This is a genomic window from Nocardia sp. NPDC003999 (genome assembly GCF_053604885.1).
Genome location: NZ_JBSGIB010000019.1, coordinates 48,792 through 70,983, shown reverse-complemented (window position 1 = coordinate 70,983; position 22,192 = coordinate 48,792). Strand labels below are relative to the sequence as shown.

Sequence of the window (22,192 nt, the reverse complement as noted above, 5' to 3'; positions counted from 1 at the left end):
GAACACCGGACGAAATCGACAGCGGTTGCCGCGGTACAACCGAGCGTTCGCCCGTTGGACATCCGCGCGCGGCATTCCACGGAGCGACCGGTCCGGTGCGTCCGGTGTCAGCGGGGCGCGACGTTCGGTCCGGCCACCACCGGTACCAGGTATGTGCGCGCGAAATCGTCGAGTTGCCCGTCGGTCCGGAGTTCGGTGAGCCCGTGCGGCGCGAGGATCAGCGAGTGGACGATCCGGCACACGATTTCCGCACGAGTGGTCAGATCCGTTGCGGGCGGCAGGATTCCCCGTTCGACAGCGCGCTCCAGCGCGGTGACCGTCGCGTGGACGGACATCGCGAACGGGCCCGCGCCATCGACGGTGAGTTTCAGGACAACGCGCGCCGGTTCCAGCGCCAGCATGCGGTCGACGAGCGGATTCGTGCGCCAGCGGGTGATCACGGTGACGAACATGTCGGCGACGAGATCGCCGAGTTCGTCGTGCCGGTCGGCGATCTGGGTGATCTCGGCCAGCACCGCGGCCACCTCTCGACTGATCACGGCTTGCACCAGGTCGTCGCGGCCACCGACATGGCGATAGACCGTCACCCGGTCCACGCCCGCCTTCCGCGCCACTTCCTCGATCGTCGTCTTCTTGACGCCGACCTGCTCGAAGAGGACCAGAGCCGCGTCCAGGATCCGGGTGACGAGGGTACCGGCGACATTCTCGCTGCTCGCAGTGGCCTTCGACGCGGTGGGCATGGGCCAACGCTAGCAAAACGGATCCATCCTGCAACATTCAGCCCGAGTTGTTGCTGCAACATTGCAATGCGATTTGTTGTTCTGTACGGTCGGGTCATGGCTGAGCAGGCAGGCGCGACGCAGCGCCGGTATCGCGACGAAGCGCATGCCATCCATGCGCGCGACGTCCATTTCGATTTCGACTCCGTGCCCATGCACTACGTGCCGGGCGAAGCCTTGGCCACCCACATCGTCAATGTGATGCACCTGGTGCTGCCCGAAGGGGAACGAGCCATGGCGCAGGCACTGGCCGAAGCCCTGCCGCACATCGACGACGAACGATTGCGGGAGGAGGTGACGGGGTTCATCGGGCAGGAGACCATGCACGCGAACAGTCATGAAGCCGCGCGCGCCCACCTGCGATCGATCGGGTTGGACGTCGACTCCTACGTCGGCAAAGTCGCCTGGCTGGTCGATCGCATCCTCGGTGACCACGGCTTGACCGGCCGGGCGCGAGAGGAGTGGCTCAAGGAACGGCTGGGTCTGTTCGCGGGCATGGAGCACTACACAGCGGTGCTCGGGGAATGGCTGCTCAACGCGGACATCCTCGAGGAGAAGGGCATGCATCCGGCGATGCTGGACCTGGTCCGGTGGCACGGCGCCGAAGAGGTGGAGCACCGCAGCGTCGTCTACGACGCTTTCATGCATATCGACGGCAGCTACGCACGGAGAGCCCGCACGGCGATCCTGGCCAGCGCGACGTTGCTTCCGCTGTTCATCGTCTCCACCGCCTATCTCTACCGGAAGGATCCGTCGCCGCAGAAGGGCCGGTTCTGGGGCCTGCAGTTCTGGAGCGCGACCCGGCGTGGCGTCATCCCGAAGTGGACGGTCTTCGTCACCGAGATGCCGCGGTACCTGCGGCCGGGTTTCCATCCGTCCCAGCTGGGTCCGATGGACAAGGCCCTGCGCTACCTGGCGCACTCGCCTGCCGCGCGGGCGGCGCACCGATGAACGGATCACCCACCCTGGCCGAGCGCTCGGCGCCCGGGGGACTGCGCCTGATCGGCGATGTCATGGACATCTATCGGAAGGTGTTCGTCACCGGACGCACCGCCGCGCTCCTGTCCCGCCCGAACACGGTGCGCCGCAAGGGCTTCGATACGGACGTCACGATCGCCGGGATCGAACGCGAAGCCGCCGACGTGGTGAGCCTGACACTGCGCGCGGCCGATGGCAGTCCGCTGCCCACCTGGCGGCCGGGCGCGCACGTGGATGTCTTCTTGCCCTCGGGACGGCAGCGCCAGTACTCGCTGTGCGGCGACCCGAGCGACCGGTTCCGGTATCGCATCGCGGTGCGGCTCATTCCCGACGGGGGCGGCGGATCGCGCGAGATCCATCATTCGCTGCGAGTCGGCGACCGTCTGCGCATTCGCGGGCCGCGCAACGCGTTCACCTTCGTCGAGGCGCCGTCGTATCTGTTCCTGGCCGGTGGCATCGGCATCACCCCGATCATCCCGATGATCGAGGCCGCGGGCGCGCGTGGACGCCTGGTGTACGTCGGCCGCTCACGCGAGACCATGCCGTTCCTGGCCGACCTGCCCGACGCCGACGTCAGGCCGGACGACGAATTCGGCCCTCCGCATGTCGCCGCACTGCTGGCGCGCGCAGAACCCGGTGCGGCGGTGTACGTATGCGGGCCGCCGCCGATGCTCGATGCGGCGCGGCGGTGCCTGTTCGCACTCAACCCGACGGCCTCGCTGCACACCGAACGGTTCTCCGCGCTGCCGGTCGTCGACGGCGCGGAATTCGACCTCACTCTGGCGCGCACTGCGACCACCGTCCGGGTCGCGGCCGACGAAACGGCGCTCACCGCGATTCATCGCGCACTGCCGGACACCCCTTACTCCTGCCGGCAGGGATTCTGCGGCACCTGCAAAGTCACGGTCGTCTCCGGCGCCGTCGACCACCGTGATCGCGTGCTCACCGCGGCCGAACGCGAGAGCCAGATGCTGGTCTGCGTCTCCCGCGCCGCGGGCGAACACCTCGTGGTCGACCTCTGAGACCGTCATAGGAAAGGGACAGCGTTGTCTATGCGTTGCCGATCGAGGGAGACGACCCGATGAGCGTCTCCACCGACAATCACGCACCGTCGGTCGTGTCGACCTTCGACGTGCACGATCCGTCCACCGGCGAGGTGGTCGGAACCTACCCGGTCCACGACCGCCATGCCGTGGACACCGCCGTCGCCGCCGCCCACGAGGCCGCGACCTGGTGGCACGATCTCGGCTTCGCCGGACGCGCTCGGCATCTGGACGCCTGGCGCGCCCAGATCGCCACCGGCCGTAACGAACTGGCCCAGATCATCCACCGGGAAATGGGCAAGCCGGTCTCCGACGCCAAACTCGAGATCGCGATGGCCCTCGAACACTTGCGATGGGCGGCCCGCAACGCCGAGAAGGTGCTCGGCCGTCGCTCCGTGCCGTCGAGCATGCTGACGCTCAACCACGCGGCCACGGTCGAATACCTTCCCCTCGGCGTGGTCGGCGTGATCGGACCGTGGAACTACCCGGTCTTCACTCCGCTCGGCTCCATCTCCTTCGCGCTGGCCGCCGGGAACGCGGTGGTGTTCAAACCCAGCGAGTACACCCCCGGCGTCGGGCTGTGGCTCGCGGAGGCGTTCGCACGCACCATGCCCGCCGAGCCGGTGCTGCAAGTGATCACCGGGCTCGGCGACACCGGAAACGCTCTGTGCCGCAGCGGCGTCGGCAAAATCGGGTTCACCGGATCCACGGCCACCGGCAAACTCGTCCTCGCGGCGTGCGCGGAGAACCTCACGCCGGTGCTGATGGAGTGCGGCGGCAAGGACGCGTTGATCGTCGACGCCGATGCCGACCTCTCCGCCGCCGCCGACGCGGCGGTGTGGGGCGGGTTGTCCAACGCGGGGCAGACCTGTCTGGCCGTGGAGCGCGTCTACGTCCACGCCGACGTCTACGACGACTTCCTCGCCGAACTGGTGGCGGCGGCGGGACAGATCGACGCCGGTAGGGCGGATTCGAAGATCGGCCCCATCACGATGCCGAAGCAACTCGCGATCATTCGCCGCCACATCGAGGACGCCGTCGCACGCGGTGCCCGGGCGGTGCTCGGCGGCCCGGATGCCCTCGATCGTCAGTTCCTCCAACCGACCATCCTCGTCGACGTCCCCGAGGACGCGTCCGCGGTGACGGAGGAGACCTTCGGTCCCACCCTGACGGTCACCAAGGTCAGGGACATGGACCAGGCCGTCGAGTTGGTCAACCGCTGCGCCTACGGGCTGGGCGGCACCGTGTTCGCCCGCCGCAACGGGCGCGACATCGCCGACCGCATCCGGGCGGGCGGCATTTCCATCAACGCGTTCGTCGCGCACGCCACCATTCCCGCGCTGCCGCTCGGCGGCGTCGGCGCCTCCGGATTCGGCCGCGTGCACGGGCCGGACGGGCTCAGGGAATTCACCTACGCCAAAGCCACCACGCGCCAGCGTTTCCCGTCCCCGTTGCCGCTCACCTCGTTCCGGCGCGACCACCGCGTGGACATGGTCGTCGACCTGCTCATCGCGGTCCTACACGGAAGGAAGCGCCAGTGACCTCCGATCCGATCGAACACACCCCCATCGCGATCGTCGGCGCGGGTCTGGGCGGCATCGGCCTGGCGATCAAACTCCGCGAGGCCGGATTCGACGATCTGGTGGTCCTCGAACGCGCCGACGACCTCGGCGGCACCTGGCGGGCCAACACCTATCCCGGTTGTGCCTGCGATGTGCCGTCCCACCTCTACAGCTACTCCTTCGCACCCAATCCGGAGTGGTCGCGCACCTATGGACGGCAGCCGGAAATCCTGAACTACATCCGCTCGGTGGCCATCGAACACGATGTCGTCCGCCACATCCGGTTCGGCGCCGAACTGCTCGACGCCCGGTGGGACGAGCAAGGTTCGCTCTGGCGGATCGAGACCTCGCGCGGCACGCTGACCGCGGACTTCCTGCTATCGGCCACCGGGCTCTTCGCGGAGGCGAAGTATCCCCGGCTGCCCGGCATCGACTCCTTCGCGGGCACGTCCTTCCATTCGCTGCACTGGAACCACGATCACGATCTCACCGGCGAGCGGGTCGCGGTGATCGGCACCGGCGCCTCGGCGGTGCAGTTCGTGCCGGAGATCCAGCCGAAGGTGGCCCAGCTGCTGCTGTTCCAGCGATCGGCCCCCTGGATCGTCCCGCGCATGGATCGCCGCACCCTCGAACTCGAGCGACGGCTGCTGCGCCGTATCCCGCTGGCGCAGCGCGCCATTCGCGGCGGGTTCTACGCGGCGATCGAGACCTTCGGGCTCATCTCGCTGGTCGATCAGCGCTTCCGGCACCCGTACGAGGCGCTGGGCCGACTGCAATTGCTGCGGCAGGTCCGCGACCGGGAGCTGCGCAAGAAGCTCACCCCCGACTACGTCATCGGCTGCAAACGAGCGATCTTCTCCGACACCTACCTACCGGCACTCGACCAGCCGAACGTCGACGTGGTCACCCAGCCGATCGCCGAGATCCGGCCGCACTCGATTCTGCTGCGCGACGGCAGTGAGCACGCGGTGGATACCCTCATCTTCGGAACCGGTTTCACCTCGATCCCGACCGCCTACGAGCGCTACGTCGGGCGCGACGGGCGAACGCTGGCGCAGCTCTATCGGGAACGACCGCAGAGCTATCTCGGTGTCGCGCTGTCCGGGTTCCCCAACTTCTTCTGCACGCTCGGTCCGTTCGGCGCCGCCGGTAACCAGTCCGCGATCTACATGATCGAATCCCAGATCGCCTACATCGTCGACGCCTTGCGCGACGCGCGCTCCCGCGGAACGCGCCGGATCGAGGTGCGACCGGCAGCGCAGGCCGATTTCGTCGCGGAGATGGCTCGCCGCAGTTCGTCGACGGTATGGCTCACAGGCGGATGCCAGAGCTACTACCAGACGCCGGACGGGCTCAACGCCGGTCTCTACCCGAACTGGAGCTTCGAATACCGGCAGCGCACCAGCCGATTCGACACCGCGGCCTACGAGGTGATCCGGTGATCGGCGACATGCTCCGGATCGCCAGGGGGCGGCGCGGATATTCGGTCGCGGGCAGGGTCGTGCTGATCACCGGCGCGGGGCGCGGCATCGGCGGCGAACTGGCCGCGCTGCTGCACCACAAGCAGGCCTCGGTCGTGCTGGTCGATCTCGACCGGGATGCGGTCGACGCGGCAGCCGCCGGATTGGGCGATCGAACCCTCGCCATCGCCGCCGACGTCGCCGACCGCTCGGCGATGCGGGCGGTCGTCGACCGGGCCGCCGATCATTTCGGCCGCTTGGACGTGGTGGTGGCCAATGCGGGCGTGGTGCCCCGCCCGGCGACGGTGCGCACGCTCGACGGGCAGGACTTCGACCGGGTGATGGACATCAACCTCACCGGTGTGTTCAACACCGTGCGCCCGGCGCTCGATCACGTCGTCGCCGCCGAAGGTCATGTGGTCGTGGTGTCGTCGTGCGCGGCGTTCGCTCCCGGCATGGCGGGAGCCCCGTACATGATCAGCAAAGCCGCGGTCGAACAGCTGGGTCGGGCGTTGCGTGTAGAACTGGCGCCGTTCGGCGCTTCGGCGGGCATCGCCTATTTCGGCATCGTCGACACCCGGATGACCCACGACACCCTCGATCACGACGAACTCGGCCGTGAGCTGGACGACCTGCTGCCGTGGCCGTTGAACACGCGCATCTCGGCGGCGCAAGCGGCCGGGACCATCGCGGACGGCATCGAGCGTCGCGCCGCGCGCACCATCGCACCGGCAGGGTGGGAGCCCTACGCGCTGCTGCGCGGGGCGGTCAATGTCGTGCTCGACAGCGCACTCGCTCACGACCGCCGCGTGCACGACCTGCTGCGCAGGGTCGAAGCGCGCACGACACCGTCGCCGTATGCCGGTCACGACGGCTCCAGGTCGCCCATCGCATCTCCACTCAGCACGGTCCGGCCGCAGCATGCGCCGTCCGACCCGAAGGAATCCCTTTCGTGAGCACTCCACGCTTCGACACGCTCCCCGCCGCCTTCCAGCACAACGCGGCCGTCGATCCCGACGCGGTCGCGCTCCGCACTCCCGGCGACGCCGCCACCCTCACCTGGCGCGAGTACGCGACGCGGGTCCGTCTGATCGCCGCCGGGCTGTCGGGACTGGGCGTCCGGCGCGGCGACACGGTGGCCCTGATGATGTCCAACCGCATCGAGTTCTATCCGCTGGAGGTCGGGGCGCAGCATCTCGGCGCCACCAGTTTCTCCGTGTACAACACCGCGTCGCCGGAGCAGATCGCGTACGTTCTGGGCAACGCCGGTGTGCGCGTGCTGATCTGCGAGCCCGGATATGTCGAACAAGTCCGCGCGAGCGGCGTCGAACTCGAGCACATCGTATGCGTCGACGACGCCCCGGAGGGCACTTTGTCGGTCGCTGACGTCATCGCCGCGGGTGAGCGAGACTTCGACTTCGACGCCGCGTGGCGCGCGGTCCAGCCCGATGACGTCGCGACGCTGATCTACACGTCGGGCACCACCGGCGATCCCAAAGGGGTGGAGACCACGCACGCGAACCTGATGTTCGAGTGCTACGCCGTCGATCAGGTGCTGGGCATCCGATTCGGGGACACCATCACGTCCTACATGCCCACCGCGCACATCGCCGACCGGCTGACCGCGCTGTACTTCCAGGAGGTCTTCGGCACCCAGGTGACCTGCGTCGCCGATCCGACGGGGATCAGCGCCGCCTTGGCCGACCTGCACCCCACGATCTGGGGCGCCGTGCCCCGGGTATGGGAAAAGCTCAAAGCGGCAATCGAATTCGCGGTCGCCAACGAGCCCGGCGAGCAGCGCCAGGCCGCGTTGCGGTGGGCGTTGGCGGTCGCCGCCCAGCGCAGCGCTCATCAATTGGCCGGGGAGCCGGTCCCCGAATCCGTCGCCGCCGAGTGGGCACGCGCCGATCGACTCGTCCTGTCCGGGCTGCGCGCGAAACTCGGTTTAGACCGCGTCCGCTGGGCGATGTCCGGCGCCGCGCCGATCCCCGCCGAAACGCTCGGATTCTTCGCCGGGCTCGGGATCCCGATCGCCGAGATCTGGGGCATGTCCGAACTCACCTGCATCTGCAGCGTCAGCCACCCCGGCGACGCCAGGCTCGGCACCGTGGGCAAACTGTTGCCCGGCATGCGGGCCAGGATCGCCGACGACGGTGAACTCCACGTCCGCGGCCCGCTCGTGATGAAGGGCTATCGCGGTGAGCCCGGCAAGACCGCCGAGGCCGTCGACTCCGAGGGCTGGCTGAGCACCGGCGACGTGATCACCATCGATGACGCCGGATATCTGAGGGTCGTGGACCGCAAGAAGGAGTTGATCATCAACTCCGCCGGGAAGAACATGTCCCCCACCAACATCGAGAACGCGATCAAGGCGGCGACACCGCTGATCGGGGCGATCGCGGTGATCGGCGACGGCCGCCCCTACAACACCGCGCTCCTCGTCCTCGATGCCGAAACCGCCGGACCGTACGCCGAGCGGCACGACCTGCCCGATTGCTCGGCAGCGGCCTTGTCGGCCGACGCCGGCGTCATCGAGCAGATCGCCGCAGGCATCGCCGCGGGCAATGCGAAGCTCTCGCGGGTGGAGCAAGTCAAGCGGTTCCGCGTCTTGCCCACCTTCTGGGAAGCGGGCGGCGACGAAGTCACCCTTACGATGAAACTCAAGCGCCGGGTGATCGCCGAGAAATACGCCACCGAAATCGCCGGACTCTACGCAACTGACCTCGGCCCGGATGTCCACGAACCCGCCGGGCCTGTCGCCGCCCCGGTTGCCACCGGCTGAGCGAACCGGCGGCTGATCATCGCTCCTTGACCCAGTACATCCCACGACCGGACTCCGCGGGCGCACGCTTTTCGCGTGGCTCGATCCGGTCCAGCCGGTAGCCGAGCCGCCGGGCTACCGCGGCACTGCGGACATTCGCCTCGTCACAGTGGATCTCGACACGATCGACGCCCGGCAGCGCCGATCTCCACAGCTCGCGAGCCGAGCCGATCGTGCAGACCGACCGCGCCGAGCACGCTGCCGTCGGCGGCGAAGATGCCGAAGTTGAAACTGCCCGCGGCGCTGGGCCAGCTCTCGTCCGTCTCCCGGCCGAAAGCGCGTTGACTCTCCAGTGTCGCCGGTTCGGCGAGCCAGTCCATCCAGGGGTGGATCTCGTCGAACGAGGCGTTGATCGCCTCGAGTCGCGGCAGCAGGTCCTCCGGCTGCCATCGCCGTAACAGCAGCTCGTCCAGTTCGATCCGTTCCGGTGGCACGACGCCCGGTGCGAGCGCCGAGCACGGTTCGATGCTCATACCGATATCGTGGCCATCCGGCACGTGACCGTGCAAAGCGATTTCCGGCAGATCCATAGCCGGCCGCACGGGCCGCCGACGTTTCAGGCACCCCGGAGACGAACTTCGGTGTCCAGTTCGGCGGCGGTCTCGGTCAGTGCGGCGGCGTCCGGGTCCTCTCCGATCCGGGCGGCCAGTTCGGCCCGCGACAGGATGAGCATTCCTTGCGGCTCGGACCCGAAGGCACCTTCGATTCTGATCTGCCCCTCCTCGAGGACCAGGTACGCGTCCGGTTGGCCGGTGGCCAGCAACCGGCGTAGATCATCCGCCGTGACTCGGCCGAAACGCTGTGCTCTGCTCGACGACGTGTCCGCTGCATTGGTGTTCTCCGCATCCACGGTGACCGATTGCCCGGGTGATCCAGCGGGAAACCGCTGGTCACCCCGGACCAGCCGGTGGTGTCGCCGCGGCAGCGTCAGGCCAGGGCGAGGATCGAGACGATGGCCGGGCTCGTCAACGCCGGAGCGCCCGCTGCGCGGCATTCACGCCGCACATCCCGTGCGCCCCTGGGCCCGGCGGTGTGGCCGCCGAGCACAGGTAGTGACCCGGCACGCCTACGTCATAGGGCTGCAGGGTCCTACGCGGACCGAACAGCAGCTGTGTGATGTCCTTCGCGCCGGTCATAATGTTGCCGCCCACATAGTTGGGGTTGTATTCGGCGAATTCCGCCGCGCTGCGCACGCTGGTTCCGACTATGCGGTCGCGAAAACCGGGGGCGAAGCGTTCGATCTGGGCGGTGATCTCCGCCGTGGCGTCGCCGGGATAGCCGTGCGGGACATGAGCGTATGCCCAGATCGGATGGATGTCGCCCGCCGAACGTTGCGGATCGGCGAGATATTGCTGCCCCACCAGTACGAAAGGTCGTTCGGGCATGCGACCGCGATGGATCTCGCGTTCGGTGGCGGCGATCTCGGCGAACGTGCCGCCGAGGTGCACCGTCCCCGCCCGGCGCGCCGCCTCCGCCGTCCACGGCACGCCGCCGTGCACCGCGAAGTCGACTTTGCAGGCACCCGGGCCGTAACGAAACTCTTGATACGACTTCCGGATTCGAGGCGGCAGGCGGTCGCCGAGGATCTCCGCGACCGCGGTCGGCGCCAGGTCCCACATGGTCAGTTCCGCCGGCGGCAGATCGGACACCGACCGCACCCGCACGCCCGTTTCGATCTTTCCGCCGAGGTCGCCGAGGGCCGCCGCCATGGCGTCGGTGATCCGTTGCGATCCACCCGCGGCGACCGCCCAGCCGTAGGCGTGGCCCGCGGTGAGGATGCCAAGGCCGATGCTCGCGCTGAGCGGCCGGTGCAGCGGGTGGAAGGCATGCGCGGCGACGCCGCCGAACAACCCCCTCCCCTGCTCGGTGCGGAACAGTCCGGCGAGCAGCGTGGCCGGAACCACGGCGGGAATCCCGAAGCGCGCCAGCCGCACCGGGTGGCGCGGCACACGCAGCAGTGGCCGCATGATGTCGGGGCTCATCCGGTCGTAGCCCGCCGCCGTCCGCTCGAACAGCAGTCGCCACGCACGGCCGTCACCGCCGAGACCGGCCGCGGTCTCCGCGACCGAGCGCAGCAGCACGCCCGCGGTGCCGTCGTCGAGCGGATGGGCGCAGTCGATCTCCGGCCAGGCCCAGGTCAATCCGTAGCGCTCCAGGTCGAGACCGCGCAGGAAAGGAGAGCCGACCGCCATCGGGTGGATTGCCGAGCAGTGGTCGTGCAGCAGACCGGGCACGATCGCCTCGCCGGTGCGAGTGCCGCCCCCGATCTCGTCGGCGGCCTCCAGCACGGTGACGTCCCAACCGGCTCGGGCCAAGGTGATGGCCGCGGCCAAACCGTTGGGGCCGCCGCCGACCACGACTGCGCTGCTCATGTCGCTCTCCGTCCCTCGTGGCCGACCGTCAGCCGACCGTCTGCGGCGCGAGCACCCGAGTCGATTCCTCCAGCGGCGTCGGCACGGTGTAGCCCGCGCGCCGCCACGTCACCTCGTGCGGGATCGGGCCGTCGGGCAGCCACGGCTGCGCCTCGACCGCGTCGCGCACTCGCCAGGTGCCGCGTTCGACGACGCCGAGCGCCGCGTCGATGACCTGATACTCCTGGACGCCGCGGTGGATCGGCTGCGATTCCACCCACACCACGATCCATTCTCCCGGAGCGAATCCCACTCGGGACTGCACGGCCTCGATCAGGTCCAGATTGTGCAGGTGACCATCGCCGAAGTTGAACCCGATCAGCGAGTTGCAGCCGAATTCCGCTTCCCGCACGGTCCAGCGATCGATGTCGGGAATGTGGGTGTACAGCAGGGAGAACAGGCCGCGGCCTTGGCTGTGCATCGAGCGCCACGCGATCGTCTGTTGCATGGTGATCTCCGCGACCTCGGGCGGGTAACCCATCGCACGCAGCTGGTCGATCTGGTTCACGGTGGGCCGGTGCGCGATGGTGTTCAGCTTCTCCTCCGCACCGGGCGCGAAGGCCCACAGGGCCGAGGCCCAGTTGCCCGCGTACTGGCGCATCGACGGCAGGAACGACACCAGATCGGGGCGCAGATTACCGAGGATCGGGAAGAACACCAGCGCCGCGACGATCGCCACGGCCAGCCACGGCGAGGAGATGTCGGCCAGACCGTAGCCGCCCCCGTTGGGGAAGCCCAGGAACAGGAAGATGCTCAGGTAGGCGAACAGGACGTTCCACTCCAACGGCACCGCCAGCGGGAACGTCGAGGTGATGAACGCGTGGAAGACCACCATCAGCACCACTCCGGCCAGGGTCAGCCAGTGGTTGGTGGAGAACAGCAACACCAGCGGCGTGACGATCTCGACGGTCGTGCCTCCGACATGGGCCATGAACGAGGCGACCTTCGACGGCCGGATGTCCCTGGGGAAGTCACGGTAGTGCAGCCGCTTGATCCACTTGGCGGGCACGCCCGGGCTGTTGGAGATCATCGGCGGTACCACGTTGGTGAAGTGCTGCCCGAACTTGGACACGCCCGCCCCGATCCACACCGCGCAGATCAGCAACTTGGCGGCGATGATCATGTCGACGAACGGCAGCACCGCGAAGAACACCAATGCGGGCAGGTACTGCTCGCCGCGCGCGGTCAAGAAGATCGTCTTGTCCCGCAAGCCGCACAGTACGTACAGCACGATCGGAGCGACGAGCAGCGCGGGATTCACCAGGCCGGAGGTGTTGTCCGGCAGCGCCGCGCTGAGCGAGGCGCTCGGCACGCCGGGCAGCACGATCGCCGCCAGGAGCGTCCCGAGGAACGCCAGGTACAGCAGCACATCCGCCACCGTGCGGGTGTCACCGCCGGTGAACGGCACCCGTCGCCACGGCCGCAGGCGAATCGAGCCGGGGCGGGCGTAGAACATGATTCCGCCGGTCATCGGCTTGAACTTGCCCGCGAGCGGCCCCCACGACCCGGCGATGCCGAGCGCCTCGATCAAGACGGTCCACAGCACCAGCTTCTGGTAGACGATCGGCTCGTTCCACCAGGCCGCGACATCCCAGAACGGGCCGACGCCGGAACTCCAGGTCGCCACGGCGACGCCGCCCAGCGCCGAGACCAGCAGAACCTTGAGCAGATAGATCGTGTGGATCATCCTCGGCGAGCCGAAACCGAATTCGACCCAATGCAGGGCCAAAGTTCTCATCCGCTCCCGCAACGGCTGATCGAGGAACGTCGTCACGTCGACGGGCGGGAAATCCGCTGTTTTGAATCCCATTGTTCGGACCTTTCTTATCCGATGAATAAAGCGCATGCGAGGACCCGGCCGAATGCGGTTCGGATCATGGGAGTTCCGCTCACCGCCGAGCGGATTGTTTCTATGTGGTGGTGACGATCGCGTCGGCGACCAGCGCGCGGAGCTTTCGTTTGTCGATTTTGCCGACCGGATTCCGTGGCAGCGCTTCGGTGAGTTCGATCGACACCGGAACCTTCGCGCGGGCGAGAGTTCTCCGGCAGTGCTCGACGAGATCCGCGGCATCGACCCGCGCGCCGGGCATCGTCACCACATGCGCGACCGGTACCTCGCCGAGGACCGGATCGGGCGCCCCCACCACCGCGGCTTCCAGAACGGCGGGATGGGCGTGCAGGACGTTCTCGATCTCCTTGGGATAGATGTTCTCGCCACCCCGGATGATCATGTCCTTGATCCGGTCGACCAGCACCAGGTATCCGTCCGGGTCGAAATAGCCGACGTCACCGGTATGCAGCCAGCCGTCGACCACCGTGTGCGCGGTCGCCTCGGGTCGGCCGAGATAGCCTCGCATCACGTTCGCACCCCGGATGACCACTTCCCCGCTCGTCCCGGCGGGCACGACCCGACCGTCGGCATCCATGATCGCCACGGTCTGCCCTGGCAGTGGCCGCCCGACCGTGCCCGGCTTCCGTGGTCCGCCGGGCGGATTCAGCGTCGACGCGCAGGTACCCTCGGACAGTCCGTAGCCTTCGACGATCGGAACACCGAAACGCGTTTCGAACCGCGCGATCAGTTCCGCGGGCATCGGCGCGGCTCCGCAGATCGCACGGCGCAACGACGACGTGTCCGGCGCCGAACTCTCCGGCTGCGCGACGAGCATCGCGTAGATCGCGGGAACGCCCGAAAAATAGGTCGGGCGAACACGTTCCACGATGCCGAAGAACGCCGAAGCCGAGAATCGGCCCGCGATCGTGGCCCGGCCACCGGCGAGCAGCGGCGACAGGACGCTCACCACGATCCCGTTGACGTGGAACAGCGGCAGGATCAGCAAGCTGTGGTCGGTGTCGTTCAATGCCAGTGCCCCGACCAGCATCGCGCACATGGCGGCGATATTGGCGTGGTCGAGCACGACGCCCTTCGGCTGCCCGGTGGTGCCACTGGTGTAGATGATCAGCGCCGCGGCGCTTGGATCCACCGGCGCCGATTCGGGCCCGGCGACCTCGGCGCCCGGTCCGGCCACCTCGGTCACATCCAGCGTCGCACCTTCGCGTCCGCCTTCGGTCACGACCACCTTCGCCCGGCAGTCCTCGACCTGATAACGCACCTCCTCGACGGTCGAATCCGGCTTCACGGGGCTGACCGCGGCACCCAGCCGCCATGCCGCGAAAAGAATGACGACAAATTCGAGTCGATTCGACAATACGACCGCGACGACGTCGCCTTCACGAACGCCATTCGCGTACAGGACGGCTGCGGCCGTACGTACCCGTTTCACGAAAGTCTGATTGTCGAGTTGCTCGCGGTCGTCCGCAATACAGGGGCCGGACGGATTCCAGGTCGCCCTGACCTCCGGAATTTCCACAACGTGCTGCACTTATGTCCTCACCTACTTCGGGGTGACGGGGATTACAATCCAAGTTAGATCGGGTGCGAGAACCCGGCTACGGGCCCGCATCCCAGAGTTTTCGGCGCGCTTTGTGCCGATGGCACAAAAGAAAGCGGAATGCGTCGGAGCCGCCGCGCCGGTTCCGGTACGGTCCCGGCATGAGCGTTGACGTGGACACGACCATCCGCGATGTCGCCGGACGCGTCAAAGCCGATCTGGACCGGCTGACCGCCGAGATGACCGCGATGTTCGCCGAGGTGATCCCGGAATTCCGCCACGACGACGAAGTGCGACGGCTGATGATCGCCAGCACCGCGTCCAACCTCACCGCGATCCTCGACATGCTCATGCTGAGCATCTCGCGCGACGACATCACCGTGCCGCCCGCCGCCGCCGAGTACGCTCGCCGGTTCGCCCAGCACGGGATGTCCCTGGAGGCCCTGCTGCGCGCGTACCGCCTCGGCGAACACATGTTCATGCAGCAGACCATCGCCGCGCTCCGGCGTGCCGAGACACCCGCCGATCTCGCCCTGGCGACCACCAGCCGGGTCGCCGTGCTGGTCAACAGCTACATCGACCAGGTCATCGAAGGTGTCATCGACATCTACGAGAGCGAACGACGCCGCTGGGACGCGCGCTCGGACACCACCCGCGCGGCCCAGATCCGCGCGGTGCTCGACACCGAGAACCTCGACGTGGCCTCCGCGGAGGAGATGTTGTCCGCCTCGCTGCGGGGGTGGCATATGGCCGCCGTCCTCTGGGTGCCCGAACCCGGCGCGGCATCGATCGAACTGCTGCGCGCCGGTACGTCGATGCTCGCCACCGCGACCGGCAAACACCCGCTGACGGTCCTGGTCGACGAGCAGAACTGCTGGGCGTGGATATCGTCGGTCGGCAAACCGTCACTGGATGCCGACCGGCTCGAGCGAGAACTGCGCCGCCGCCCGGGAATTCGCGTCGCGATCGGCGATCCCGGCCCCGGACTGGCCGGGTTCCGGCAGACCTTCCGCGATGCCCAGCGCGCTCGTGGCCTCGCGTTGCTCGCCGACCCCGGTCGTCCGCTGACCGTGCACTCCCGGGTGGCGCTGGCGAGCCTGCTCATCGACCATCTGCCCGACACGAGAGCGTGGGTCCACCGGGTGCTCGGCGATCTCATGCGCGACGACGAGACCACCGCTCGTCTGCGCGAGACGGTGCAGACGTATCTGGAGGCCCGCGGCAGCCTCACCGACGCCGCGGCGCGCATGCACGTCCACAAGAACACCGTCCATTACCGGATACGCAGGGCTGAGGAGGTGCTCGGTCATCCGTTGACGGTGAATCGGCTGGAGACCGAGATCGCCCTGATGCTCGCCGAGCAACTCGGCCTCGGCCGCGTGAAGTGAGCCGGGCCGTCGGGTCACGACCGCTGCCGATGCGCGCCACGGCGATTCGCTGTGGCGTGTGAGCCGCGGCGGCCCGATACTTGGAGCAGGTTGGACCGATTCCGAGGTGGGACATGAAAGTGATCGGGGTGGGCTCGGACGGACTTGTCGCTGCCGGTGATACCTGGGGTATTTCCGGGCCGCAGTTCCTCGCCGTCTATATACCGCTCGTGCTGGTGGCCCTGTTCGTGGGGATCTGGCTGCGATCGCGGGTGACGGGCGCGGATCCGGAAACCGACGCGGTCGCCGCGCCGGGCGCGGAATTGACCTCGCCCGAGCTGGGAATGCTGTACGGCGACCAGAACGCCGTACTCGCGGCGATGGCGCGGTTGCGCGGCGTCGACGCGATCGATTCTGGCGCCGCGCCGGTTCGCGCACTCACCGCGCAGGAGCGTGGGCAGCTGGATCCGTTCACCGTGTCGGTGTACGACCGGCTGGCGGCGGGGCAGCGCAAGACCGTCGGCGCGATCGTCGGCGGGTCGCTCGACGCGCTGCGCACCAGGATGGTCGACCTCGGGTACTTCCCCGGGCCCGACATGCGCCACGGTCTGCGTGACGCGGGCATGCCGCTTCTCCTCACCGGCGCGCTCGGCGTGGTGCGGATCATCGCGGGCGCTTCGCACGGGAACCCGGTCGGGGTGCTGGTGGTGCTGGTGATCGCGCAGGCGCTCGGCTATTGGTTGGTGGTGCGCAAGCCCCGGCTCACCGCGCTGGGTGTGCGTGCCCGGGACGCCGCGTCGGACCGCAATCGGTATCTGCGGCCGAGCAATTCGCCTTCCTACGCGACCTATGGCGCCGAGAGCGCGGCACTCGCGGCAGCTGTTTTCGGCATCGGTGCGCTCGTCGCGCTCGATCCCGGACTTGCCCAGGCAGTCGCGCCGCCGAGCGCGTCGGGCGGTGGGGACGGCGGGGGCGACAGCGGCGGGGACAGTGGCGGGGACGGAGGCGGATGTGGCGGCGGCTGTGGCGGCGGCTGCGGCGGTTGCGGTGGATGAGCGCCCCGGCCCGCTGCCACCGGACGCGCTCGGTATCGGCTGGCGACCCGAGATCTGCGGGGTGATAGCCGCTTTGGCGGGGCTCGGATTCTGCGAGGTCATCGCGGAGTCGTTACCCCGGGACCCCCGCCACGCCGGGCAGCTCGCCGTCCCCGAGGAACTGGCCGCTCTGCGGACGCGCGGCGTCTCCGTGGTGCCGCACGGCATCTCGCTGTCGCTCGGCGGCGCGGAGCCGGTCGCGGGCCATCGCGTCGAGCATTTGGCGGCCTGCGCGGCGGCGGTGGCGGCTCCGCTGGTGAGCGAGCACATCGCTTTCGTACGCGCGGGCGGCCTGGAGGCAGGTCACCTGCTACCGGTACCGCGGACCCGCGAAGCGCTGGACGCACTCACCCGCAATATCGCCCGAACCCAGGCGGCGCTCGACGTCCCGCTCGCGGTGGAGAACATCGCGACGCTGTTCGACTGGCCCGACGACGAATACACCGAAGCGGAATTCCTGTCCGAACTCGTCGAACGCACCGGGGTATGGCTGCTGCTCGATCTCGCGAACGTCTACGCGAACGCCCGCAACCGCGGTCGCGACCCGCTCGCCGAGCTCCTTCGCCTGCCCGCCGAACACGTGGCGTATTGCCACGTCGCGGGCGGTCACGAATCCGGCGGCCGCTATCACGACACCCACACCGACCCCGTTCCCGGCGAAGTTCTCGCGCTCGTGGCGGAATACACCGCGCATCGTCCGGCGCCGATCATGCTGGAGCGCGACGGCAACTATCCGCTCGCGGCCGAATTGCTCGATGAACTGGACGCCATCGCGGCCGCCGTCGACCGCCCGCCGATCACCGCGGGCGCCAGGGCGGTACTGGCGTGAGCGCCGCGTCCCGACCGGCGCGGCCGCCTGACGACGCGACGCTGGCCCAGCGGCAAGCAGCGCTGGTGCGTGCGCTCGTCGCGGGAGCCACGGTGCCGCCCGGATTCGATGCCGAGGCCGTCGGCGCCGCGGCGGAGGCGCTGTTGCGCAAGCGCGCCGGCGAGGTGGCACGCCGTTTCCCGCTGCTGGTGCACGCGTGCGAGGGTGACTTCACCGCCCGTTTCACGGCATGGGCACGGAATCACCCGAAGACGACCACCTCCGCCGACGCCGCCGCCTTCGCGACCGCCACCGGTCTCGACTGGAGGGCCGCACCTCGCCGCCGGGGGGTAACGCGCTGGTTGCGCCGGTGACGCGCATAGGCCGGCCCTGATTTCGGACCGGCCGCGGCCTACGAGCGGCGCGCTTCGACCCGGACCGCGGGGTCGGCGGCGTCGCGACGCTCCTCGAGCCACACACTGATCGCCACCGTCACATACGCAGCGACGGTCGCCATCCCCGGCAGCATCAGCATGAGCATGAGAAACGAAAGCATCGAAGACACAAGCCCTCCCGGACAACGCGATGGAAACTGTCGCACCGGTGCGCTGTACTGCGTCACCGTCACGCCCGGCATACCCACGACCGGAGGTCCAATCTCGACCGGGCAGCCCGAGGGGGTGTGATAGATATCACACAAGCAATCTGCCATGTCGTCTGCCCCATGACCGGGACAATCGGCGCTCCGCCGCAACCGTGGTAGACCGGTCACCATGCGGTTGCTCATCATCTCCGATACGCACGTGCCCAAGCGTGCGCGGGATCTGCCGGAGTTGCTCTGGCGCGAGGTCGACGCCGCCGACGTGGTCGTACACGCGGGCGACTGGGTGGAGGCCGCCTTGCTGGACCGCCTGGAGGCACGTAGCGCGCGCCTCGTCGGTGTCTACGGCAACAATGACGGTCCGGAGCTGCGTACGCGGCTGCCCGAGGTCGCCCGCGCCGAACTCGACGGACTCCGGCTGGCGGTGGTGCACGAAACCGGACCCGCGAAGGGCCGGGAGGAACGCTGCGCCCGGGACTTCCCGGATACCGACGTACTCGTCTTCGGCCACAGCCACATTCCGTGGGACAGCGTCGCGGACAGCGGGTTGCGCTTGCTCAATCCCGGCTCGCCCACCGACCGCCGCCGCCAACCGGAACACACCTATCTCACCGCGCGGATACAGTCCGGGCGGCTGAGCGGGGTAACGCTGCACACCGTTCCGAACCGCTGACCTCTCGGCGCACCGCACTCCGAACGCGGCTTCCCACGGTGCGCACTCGCCTCAGCGCCTGGTCGCGGTCAGCACTTCCAGGGTCACCGGTTCGATGAAACATCCGCCCGGGTCGATCGCCAGCAACGTGTCGGTGACGGTAGCTCAGTCGCCGCGGTCGCCCGCCAGCGCCAGATGACGATCGGTGGCGGTCTCGGTGATCGCGGTGGAGATCTTGGGCAGGGCGTAGGGGTGGTTGCGGCCGAGCCAGTCGAGCATTTCCTCACGGACCGCGCAGCGCAGGTTCCACACGTCGTCGGCGTCGGCGGCCGACATCGTCGCGCGCACCACGATGTTCGTCGGCGTGCTGTCGGTGACCTGCAGACCCCAGGCGCGACCGTCCCAATCCGCGCGCGTTCGCAGATACTCCTGCAAGTGCTCACGCAAAAGCGGCACCGGTGTGCTGTGGTCCAGGTACAGGAAAACCGTACCGGTGATCTGCGCCCCGCCACGCGACCAGTTCTCGTACGGCTTGTTGTTGAAGTAGGAGACCGGCATGGTCAGTCTGCGGTCGTCCCAGATCCGGACGGTGAGGAATGCGAGGGTGATCTCCTCCACGATGCCCCACTCTCCCTCCACCACAACGGTGTCCCCGATCTTGACCGAGTCCCCGAACGCGATCTGCAATCCGGCGATCAGGTTGCTCAGTGTCGACTGGGCGGCGACACCGGCGATGATGCCGATCACCCCCGCCGAGGCCAGCAGCGAGGTGCCCAGGGTCCGCAGGCTCGGCACCAGCAGCAGGATCACGACGGCGGCGGTCGTGACCACCAGGACCGAGGTGACGATCCGGCGCACCAGGCCGAGCTGGGTGCGCAGTTGCCGAACCCGCATGATGTCCTGGGTGCGCCGGGCATACGAGCGCAGCGTGTTCTCCGCGACCGCGTCGGCGGCACGGATGACGCCCCATGCCGCTGCCATGATCGCCGCCGTCGCCAGGACGGTCCTGATCATCTCGTCTTGGCGCAAATCCAGGTGGGCCAACGGGTAGGTGGCATGCAAGGCCATCGCGCCGAGCAACACCTGCACAGGCAATTGCACCCGGCGCAATAGAGTGGGAAGTTGGTTGCCCGGGCGTCTACGGGCGCTGTAACGCAGTAAGCGATCGAACAGCAGACCGGCCGTCACGGTGATGGCCACCGTACCGAGAAGCACGATGAGCGGCCGTAGTATTTCCTCCAACGGATCGAACTCCTTCTCCTCGTCCACTCACCCCGCCGCGGTGCAGAACTTTTCGCCGCATCGGTAGCGCACCGCCAGTATTCTCGAGCGCACGATGCCGCTCAGCTCCCGCGTAGGTGAGTGCAATGCTGAGCTTCCTGCTCCAGCGAAGCGGGCCTTCAGCTGGTCCCCGCTCTTCGCCGGGTGGCGTTCCTATAGGAGCGCCAGCGCGAGGCTCAGCACCGTCAACACCAAAACCCATGCCGCGATGGTCCATTCGACGGGCAGCTCCGTGCCGGGATAGCCGCTGCCGCCGCGTCGGGCGGCGCGATACTGCGAGCGCGAGGCCGAGATGGACATGACATCCTCCTTCGGTCGATTGCGTCATTCGGGCGCATACCCGGTTTCTCCGTCGATCGTCGCCACGCCCGTTGTGGCGAATGCCACCCCCGGCCTGTGCTTCGAGCGCAAGCCGTTGTCCGGCATGGATTCTCGGCCCGCGGTGGAGCCGACCAACGCGTCATTGCCGACCGGAACGGCTGCGGTAATGCAGGTCGTCCAGTGAGAGGGGCGGAACGTATCGGGTCACCAGCGTGCGGTCCCACCACGCTCGGGTGCGAGCCAATTCGCGAGGTGTGGTGAAGCGGTAGAGATACAGTTGCGCCCGGACGAAGCGCGGTGCGGTCTGCGGGAACGGATTGTTCCGTAGCAGTCGCAGCGTGGCCGCGTCGTTTTCCAGCAGTCGTGTCAAGAAGGGGCCCAGCCACGACTGCGCGTAACGCGGTGAGGCGGCGGCGAACCACATGAGCCAGTCCAGCCGCAGATGGTACGGGGCCCATTGGCGCGGGAGCCGGCGCGGATCACCGGGCTTGCCCTTGAACTCGTATTCCTTCCACCGCGTCCGGTCGGTGACGGCCGGCTCGTCGGTGCCTTCCACGACCACCTCGTAACGGGTGCGGCCGATACTGCCGAACGCTCCGTAGGTGTTGACCAAATGATAGGGGTCGAACGACCGGTTCATGGCCTGATGACTCGAGATCAGATTGCGGGCGGGACGGTAACTCAGGAAGACCACCGACGCGGCGAACGCGATGACCAGGCCGGTGAACCACGCCGGCGGTCCCGGCAGCGACGGCGCTGCGGGCACCGGGAGCACCGCCGAGGCCGCGGACCCACTCACGGCGCTGCACGCGAGAACGATCGTCAGCCAGTTCAGCCAGGCGAAATTGCCCGACAGCACCAGCCACAGCTGGGTGATGACGACGACGGCCGCGGCGATACTCGCCACCGGCTGCGGCGCGAACAACCCGAAGGGCACGACGAGCTGCGCGAAGTGGTTGCCCAGTACCTCCGCCCGGTGCAGCGGCTTGGGCAAATGGTGGAAGAACCAGCTCAGCGGCCCCGGCATCGGCTGCGTCTCGTGGTGGTAATACAGGCAGGTCAGATCGCGCCAGCACCGGTCACCGCGCAGTTTGATCAGTCCGGCGCCGAACTCCACCCGGAACAGCAACCAGCGGGCGAGCCACAGCACCAGCACCGGCGGCGCGGTGCGGTCGTTGCCGAGGAAGATCACCAGGAACCCGCATTCCAGCAGTAGTGACTCCCACCCGAACGCGTACCAGTCCTGCCCCACGTTGACGATCGACAGGTAGAGCACCCACAACAGCGCCCACATCAGCATCGCTGCCCATAGCGGCACCAGATCGGCGGCGCCGGCCACCATCGCCGCGGCCAACGCCGCACCGAACCACGACACGACGGCGAAGAACCGGTCGGAATAGTGGACATGGAAAATGCTCGGCGTGCGCCGGAAGGAGCGCCGGGCCAGCCAGCGCGGCACGGGCAGCATGCCGTGCTCCCCGATCAGCGCCCGGAATTGGCGGGCGGCGACCACGAAGCCGATCAGATAGACGGCTGCGACACCGCGAGTCAGCAGCTGCCTGCTCAACCAATATTCGGATGCGGTGAACCAGTCCATGCCCGCAACTCCTCCGACCGCGGACCTT

The 22,192-nt window shown here is 68.2% G+C and carries 21 protein-coding genes; 11 read left to right on the top strand and 10 right to left on the bottom strand.

Going from position 1 to position 22,192, the window contains the following annotated elements; all coding sequences use genetic code 11:
* Positions 1-107 precede the first annotated feature (107 nt).
* Positions 108-740: a TetR/AcrR family transcriptional regulator gene (locus ACWESM_RS28665; protein WP_364436815.1), complete on the bottom strand. Its 633-nt coding sequence runs from the start codon at positions 738-740 to the stop codon at positions 108-110.
* A 96-nt stretch (positions 741-836) separates the two neighbouring features.
* On the opposite strand from ACWESM_RS28665, the gene ACWESM_RS28660 reads away from it, so the two are divergent.
* The 6 genes from ACWESM_RS28660 to fadD11 are packed head-to-tail and all read left to right on the top strand — an operon-like array spanning position 837 to position 8,604.
* Positions 837-1,730 (top strand): metal-dependent hydrolase, encoded by an 894-nt coding sequence (locus ACWESM_RS28660; RefSeq protein WP_364436818.1) that lies wholly within the window; start codon positions 837-839, stop codon positions 1,728-1,730.
* Positions 1,727-2,779, top strand: a complete 1,053-nt coding sequence (locus ACWESM_RS28655) for a PDR/VanB family oxidoreductase (protein WP_452494363.1) — start codon at positions 1,727-1,729, stop codon at positions 2,777-2,779. The genes ACWESM_RS28660 and ACWESM_RS28655 overlap by 4 nt, the downstream gene beginning before the upstream one ends.
* A 59-nt stretch (positions 2,780-2,838) precedes the next feature.
* Positions 2,839-4,341 (top strand): aldehyde dehydrogenase family protein, encoded by a 1,503-nt coding sequence (locus ACWESM_RS28650; RefSeq protein ID WP_452494361.1) that lies wholly within the window; start codon positions 2,839-2,841, stop codon positions 4,339-4,341.
* The gene (locus tag ACWESM_RS28645; protein ID WP_364436824.1) at positions 4,338-5,804 is read left to right on the top strand and encodes a flavin-containing monooxygenase; all 1,467 of its coding nucleotides are present in this window, start codon (positions 4,338-4,340) and stop codon (positions 5,802-5,804) included. Before ACWESM_RS28650 ends, ACWESM_RS28645 begins: the two co-directional genes overlap by 4 nt.
* 8 nt (positions 5,805-5,812) lie before the next feature.
* The gene (locus ACWESM_RS28640) at positions 5,813-6,778 is read left to right on the top strand and encodes a short-chain dehydrogenase/reductase (RefSeq protein ID WP_397277750.1); all 966 of its coding nucleotides are present in this window, start codon (positions 5,813-5,815) and stop codon (positions 6,776-6,778) included.
* Positions 6,775-8,604, top strand: coding sequence for a fatty acid--CoA ligase FadD11 (fadD11, locus tag ACWESM_RS28635; protein WP_397277641.1), 1,830 nt, complete (start codon positions 6,775-6,777; stop codon positions 8,602-8,604). The genes ACWESM_RS28640 and fadD11 overlap by 4 nt, the downstream gene beginning before the upstream one ends.
* Positions 8,605-8,747: 143 nt before the next feature.
* Here fadD11 and ACWESM_RS28630 read toward each other — a convergent pair whose 3' ends face one another.
* From ACWESM_RS28630 to ACWESM_RS28610, 5 genes are all read right to left on the bottom strand, one after another.
* A complete protein-coding gene (locus ACWESM_RS28630; RefSeq protein ID WP_364436830.1) occupies positions 8,748-9,116 on the bottom strand; it encodes a GNAT family N-acetyltransferase in 369 nt (122 codons plus the stop codon).
* 83 nt (positions 9,117-9,199) lie between these two features.
* Positions 9,200-9,493 carry a hypothetical protein gene (locus tag ACWESM_RS28625; RefSeq protein ID WP_452494359.1) on the bottom strand — a complete coding sequence of 98 codons (294 nt, stop codon included), beginning with the start codon at positions 9,491-9,493 and terminating at the stop codon, positions 9,200-9,202.
* Positions 9,494-9,608: 115 nt separating this feature from the next.
* Entirely contained in the window at positions 9,609-11,015 is a 1,407-nt protein-coding gene (locus ACWESM_RS28620; RefSeq protein ID WP_452494357.1) for a phytoene desaturase family protein, read from the bottom strand.
* A 28-nt stretch (positions 11,016-11,043) separates the two neighbouring features.
* Positions 11,044-12,864 carry a DUF3556 domain-containing protein gene (locus tag ACWESM_RS28615; RefSeq protein ID WP_379253734.1) on the bottom strand — a complete coding sequence of 607 codons (1,821 nt, stop codon included), beginning with the start codon at positions 12,862-12,864 and terminating at the stop codon, positions 11,044-11,046.
* Between the two features lie 100 nt (positions 12,865-12,964).
* Entirely contained in the window at positions 12,965-14,434 is a 1,470-nt protein-coding gene (locus ACWESM_RS28610; protein WP_397277635.1) for a class I adenylate-forming enzyme family protein, read from the bottom strand.
* Positions 14,435-14,604: 170 nt separating this feature from the next.
* Here ACWESM_RS28610 and ACWESM_RS28605 point away from each other — a divergent pair, with 170 nt between their 5' ends.
* The 4 genes from ACWESM_RS28605 (at position 14,605) to ACWESM_RS28590 (ending at position 18,086) form a co-directional block, all read left to right on the top strand.
* Positions 14,605-15,831 carry a PucR family transcriptional regulator gene (locus tag ACWESM_RS28605; RefSeq protein ID WP_364436843.1) on the top strand — a complete coding sequence of 409 codons (1,227 nt, stop codon included), beginning with the start codon at positions 14,605-14,607 and terminating at the stop codon, positions 15,829-15,831.
* A 113-nt stretch (positions 15,832-15,944) separates the two neighbouring features.
* Positions 15,945-16,865 (top strand): TIGR04222 domain-containing membrane protein, encoded by a 921-nt coding sequence (locus ACWESM_RS28600; RefSeq protein ID WP_452494354.1) that lies wholly within the window; start codon positions 15,945-15,947, stop codon positions 16,863-16,865.
* 13 nt (positions 16,866-16,878) lie between these two features.
* Positions 16,879-17,733 carry a DUF692 domain-containing protein gene (locus ACWESM_RS28595; protein WP_397277748.1) on the top strand — a complete coding sequence of 285 codons (855 nt, stop codon included), beginning with the start codon at positions 16,879-16,881 and terminating at the stop codon, positions 17,731-17,733.
* Entirely contained in the window at positions 17,730-18,086 is a 357-nt protein-coding gene (locus ACWESM_RS28590; RefSeq protein ID WP_355075388.1) for a hypothetical protein, read from the top strand. Before ACWESM_RS28595 ends, ACWESM_RS28590 begins: the two co-directional genes overlap by 4 nt.
* A 38-nt stretch (positions 18,087-18,124) precedes the next feature.
* Here the strand turns inward: ACWESM_RS28590 and ACWESM_RS28585 are convergent, their stop codons facing one another.
* Complete coding sequence (locus ACWESM_RS28585; RefSeq protein WP_355075386.1) at positions 18,125-18,277, bottom strand: hypothetical protein; 153 nt, start codon at positions 18,275-18,277, stop codon at positions 18,125-18,127.
* A gap of 208 nt (positions 18,278-18,485) precedes the next feature.
* Between ACWESM_RS28585 and ACWESM_RS28580 the strand changes: the two genes are divergently transcribed.
* Positions 18,486-18,986 carry a metallophosphoesterase family protein gene (locus tag ACWESM_RS28580; RefSeq protein ID WP_397277629.1) on the top strand — a complete coding sequence of 167 codons (501 nt, stop codon included), beginning with the start codon at positions 18,486-18,488 and terminating at the stop codon, positions 18,984-18,986.
* Positions 18,987-19,130: 144 nt separating this feature from the next.
* Here the strand turns inward: ACWESM_RS28580 and ACWESM_RS28575 are convergent, their stop codons facing one another.
* From ACWESM_RS28575 to ACWESM_RS28565, 3 genes are all read right to left on the bottom strand, one after another.
* Positions 19,131-20,234: a mechanosensitive ion channel family protein gene (locus ACWESM_RS28575; protein WP_452494351.1), complete on the bottom strand. Its 1,104-nt coding sequence runs from the start codon at positions 20,232-20,234 to the stop codon at positions 19,131-19,133.
* Between the two features lie 165 nt (positions 20,235-20,399).
* A complete protein-coding gene (locus ACWESM_RS28570) occupies positions 20,400-20,546 on the bottom strand; it encodes a hypothetical protein (RefSeq protein ID WP_355075381.1) in 147 nt (48 codons plus the stop codon).
* Positions 20,547-20,706: 160 nt separating this feature from the next.
* The gene (locus tag ACWESM_RS28565) at positions 20,707-22,164 is read right to left on the bottom strand and encodes a lipase maturation factor family protein (protein WP_452494350.1); all 1,458 of its coding nucleotides are present in this window, start codon (positions 22,162-22,164) and stop codon (positions 20,707-20,709) included.
* Between the last annotated feature and the right edge of the window lie 28 nt (positions 22,165-22,192).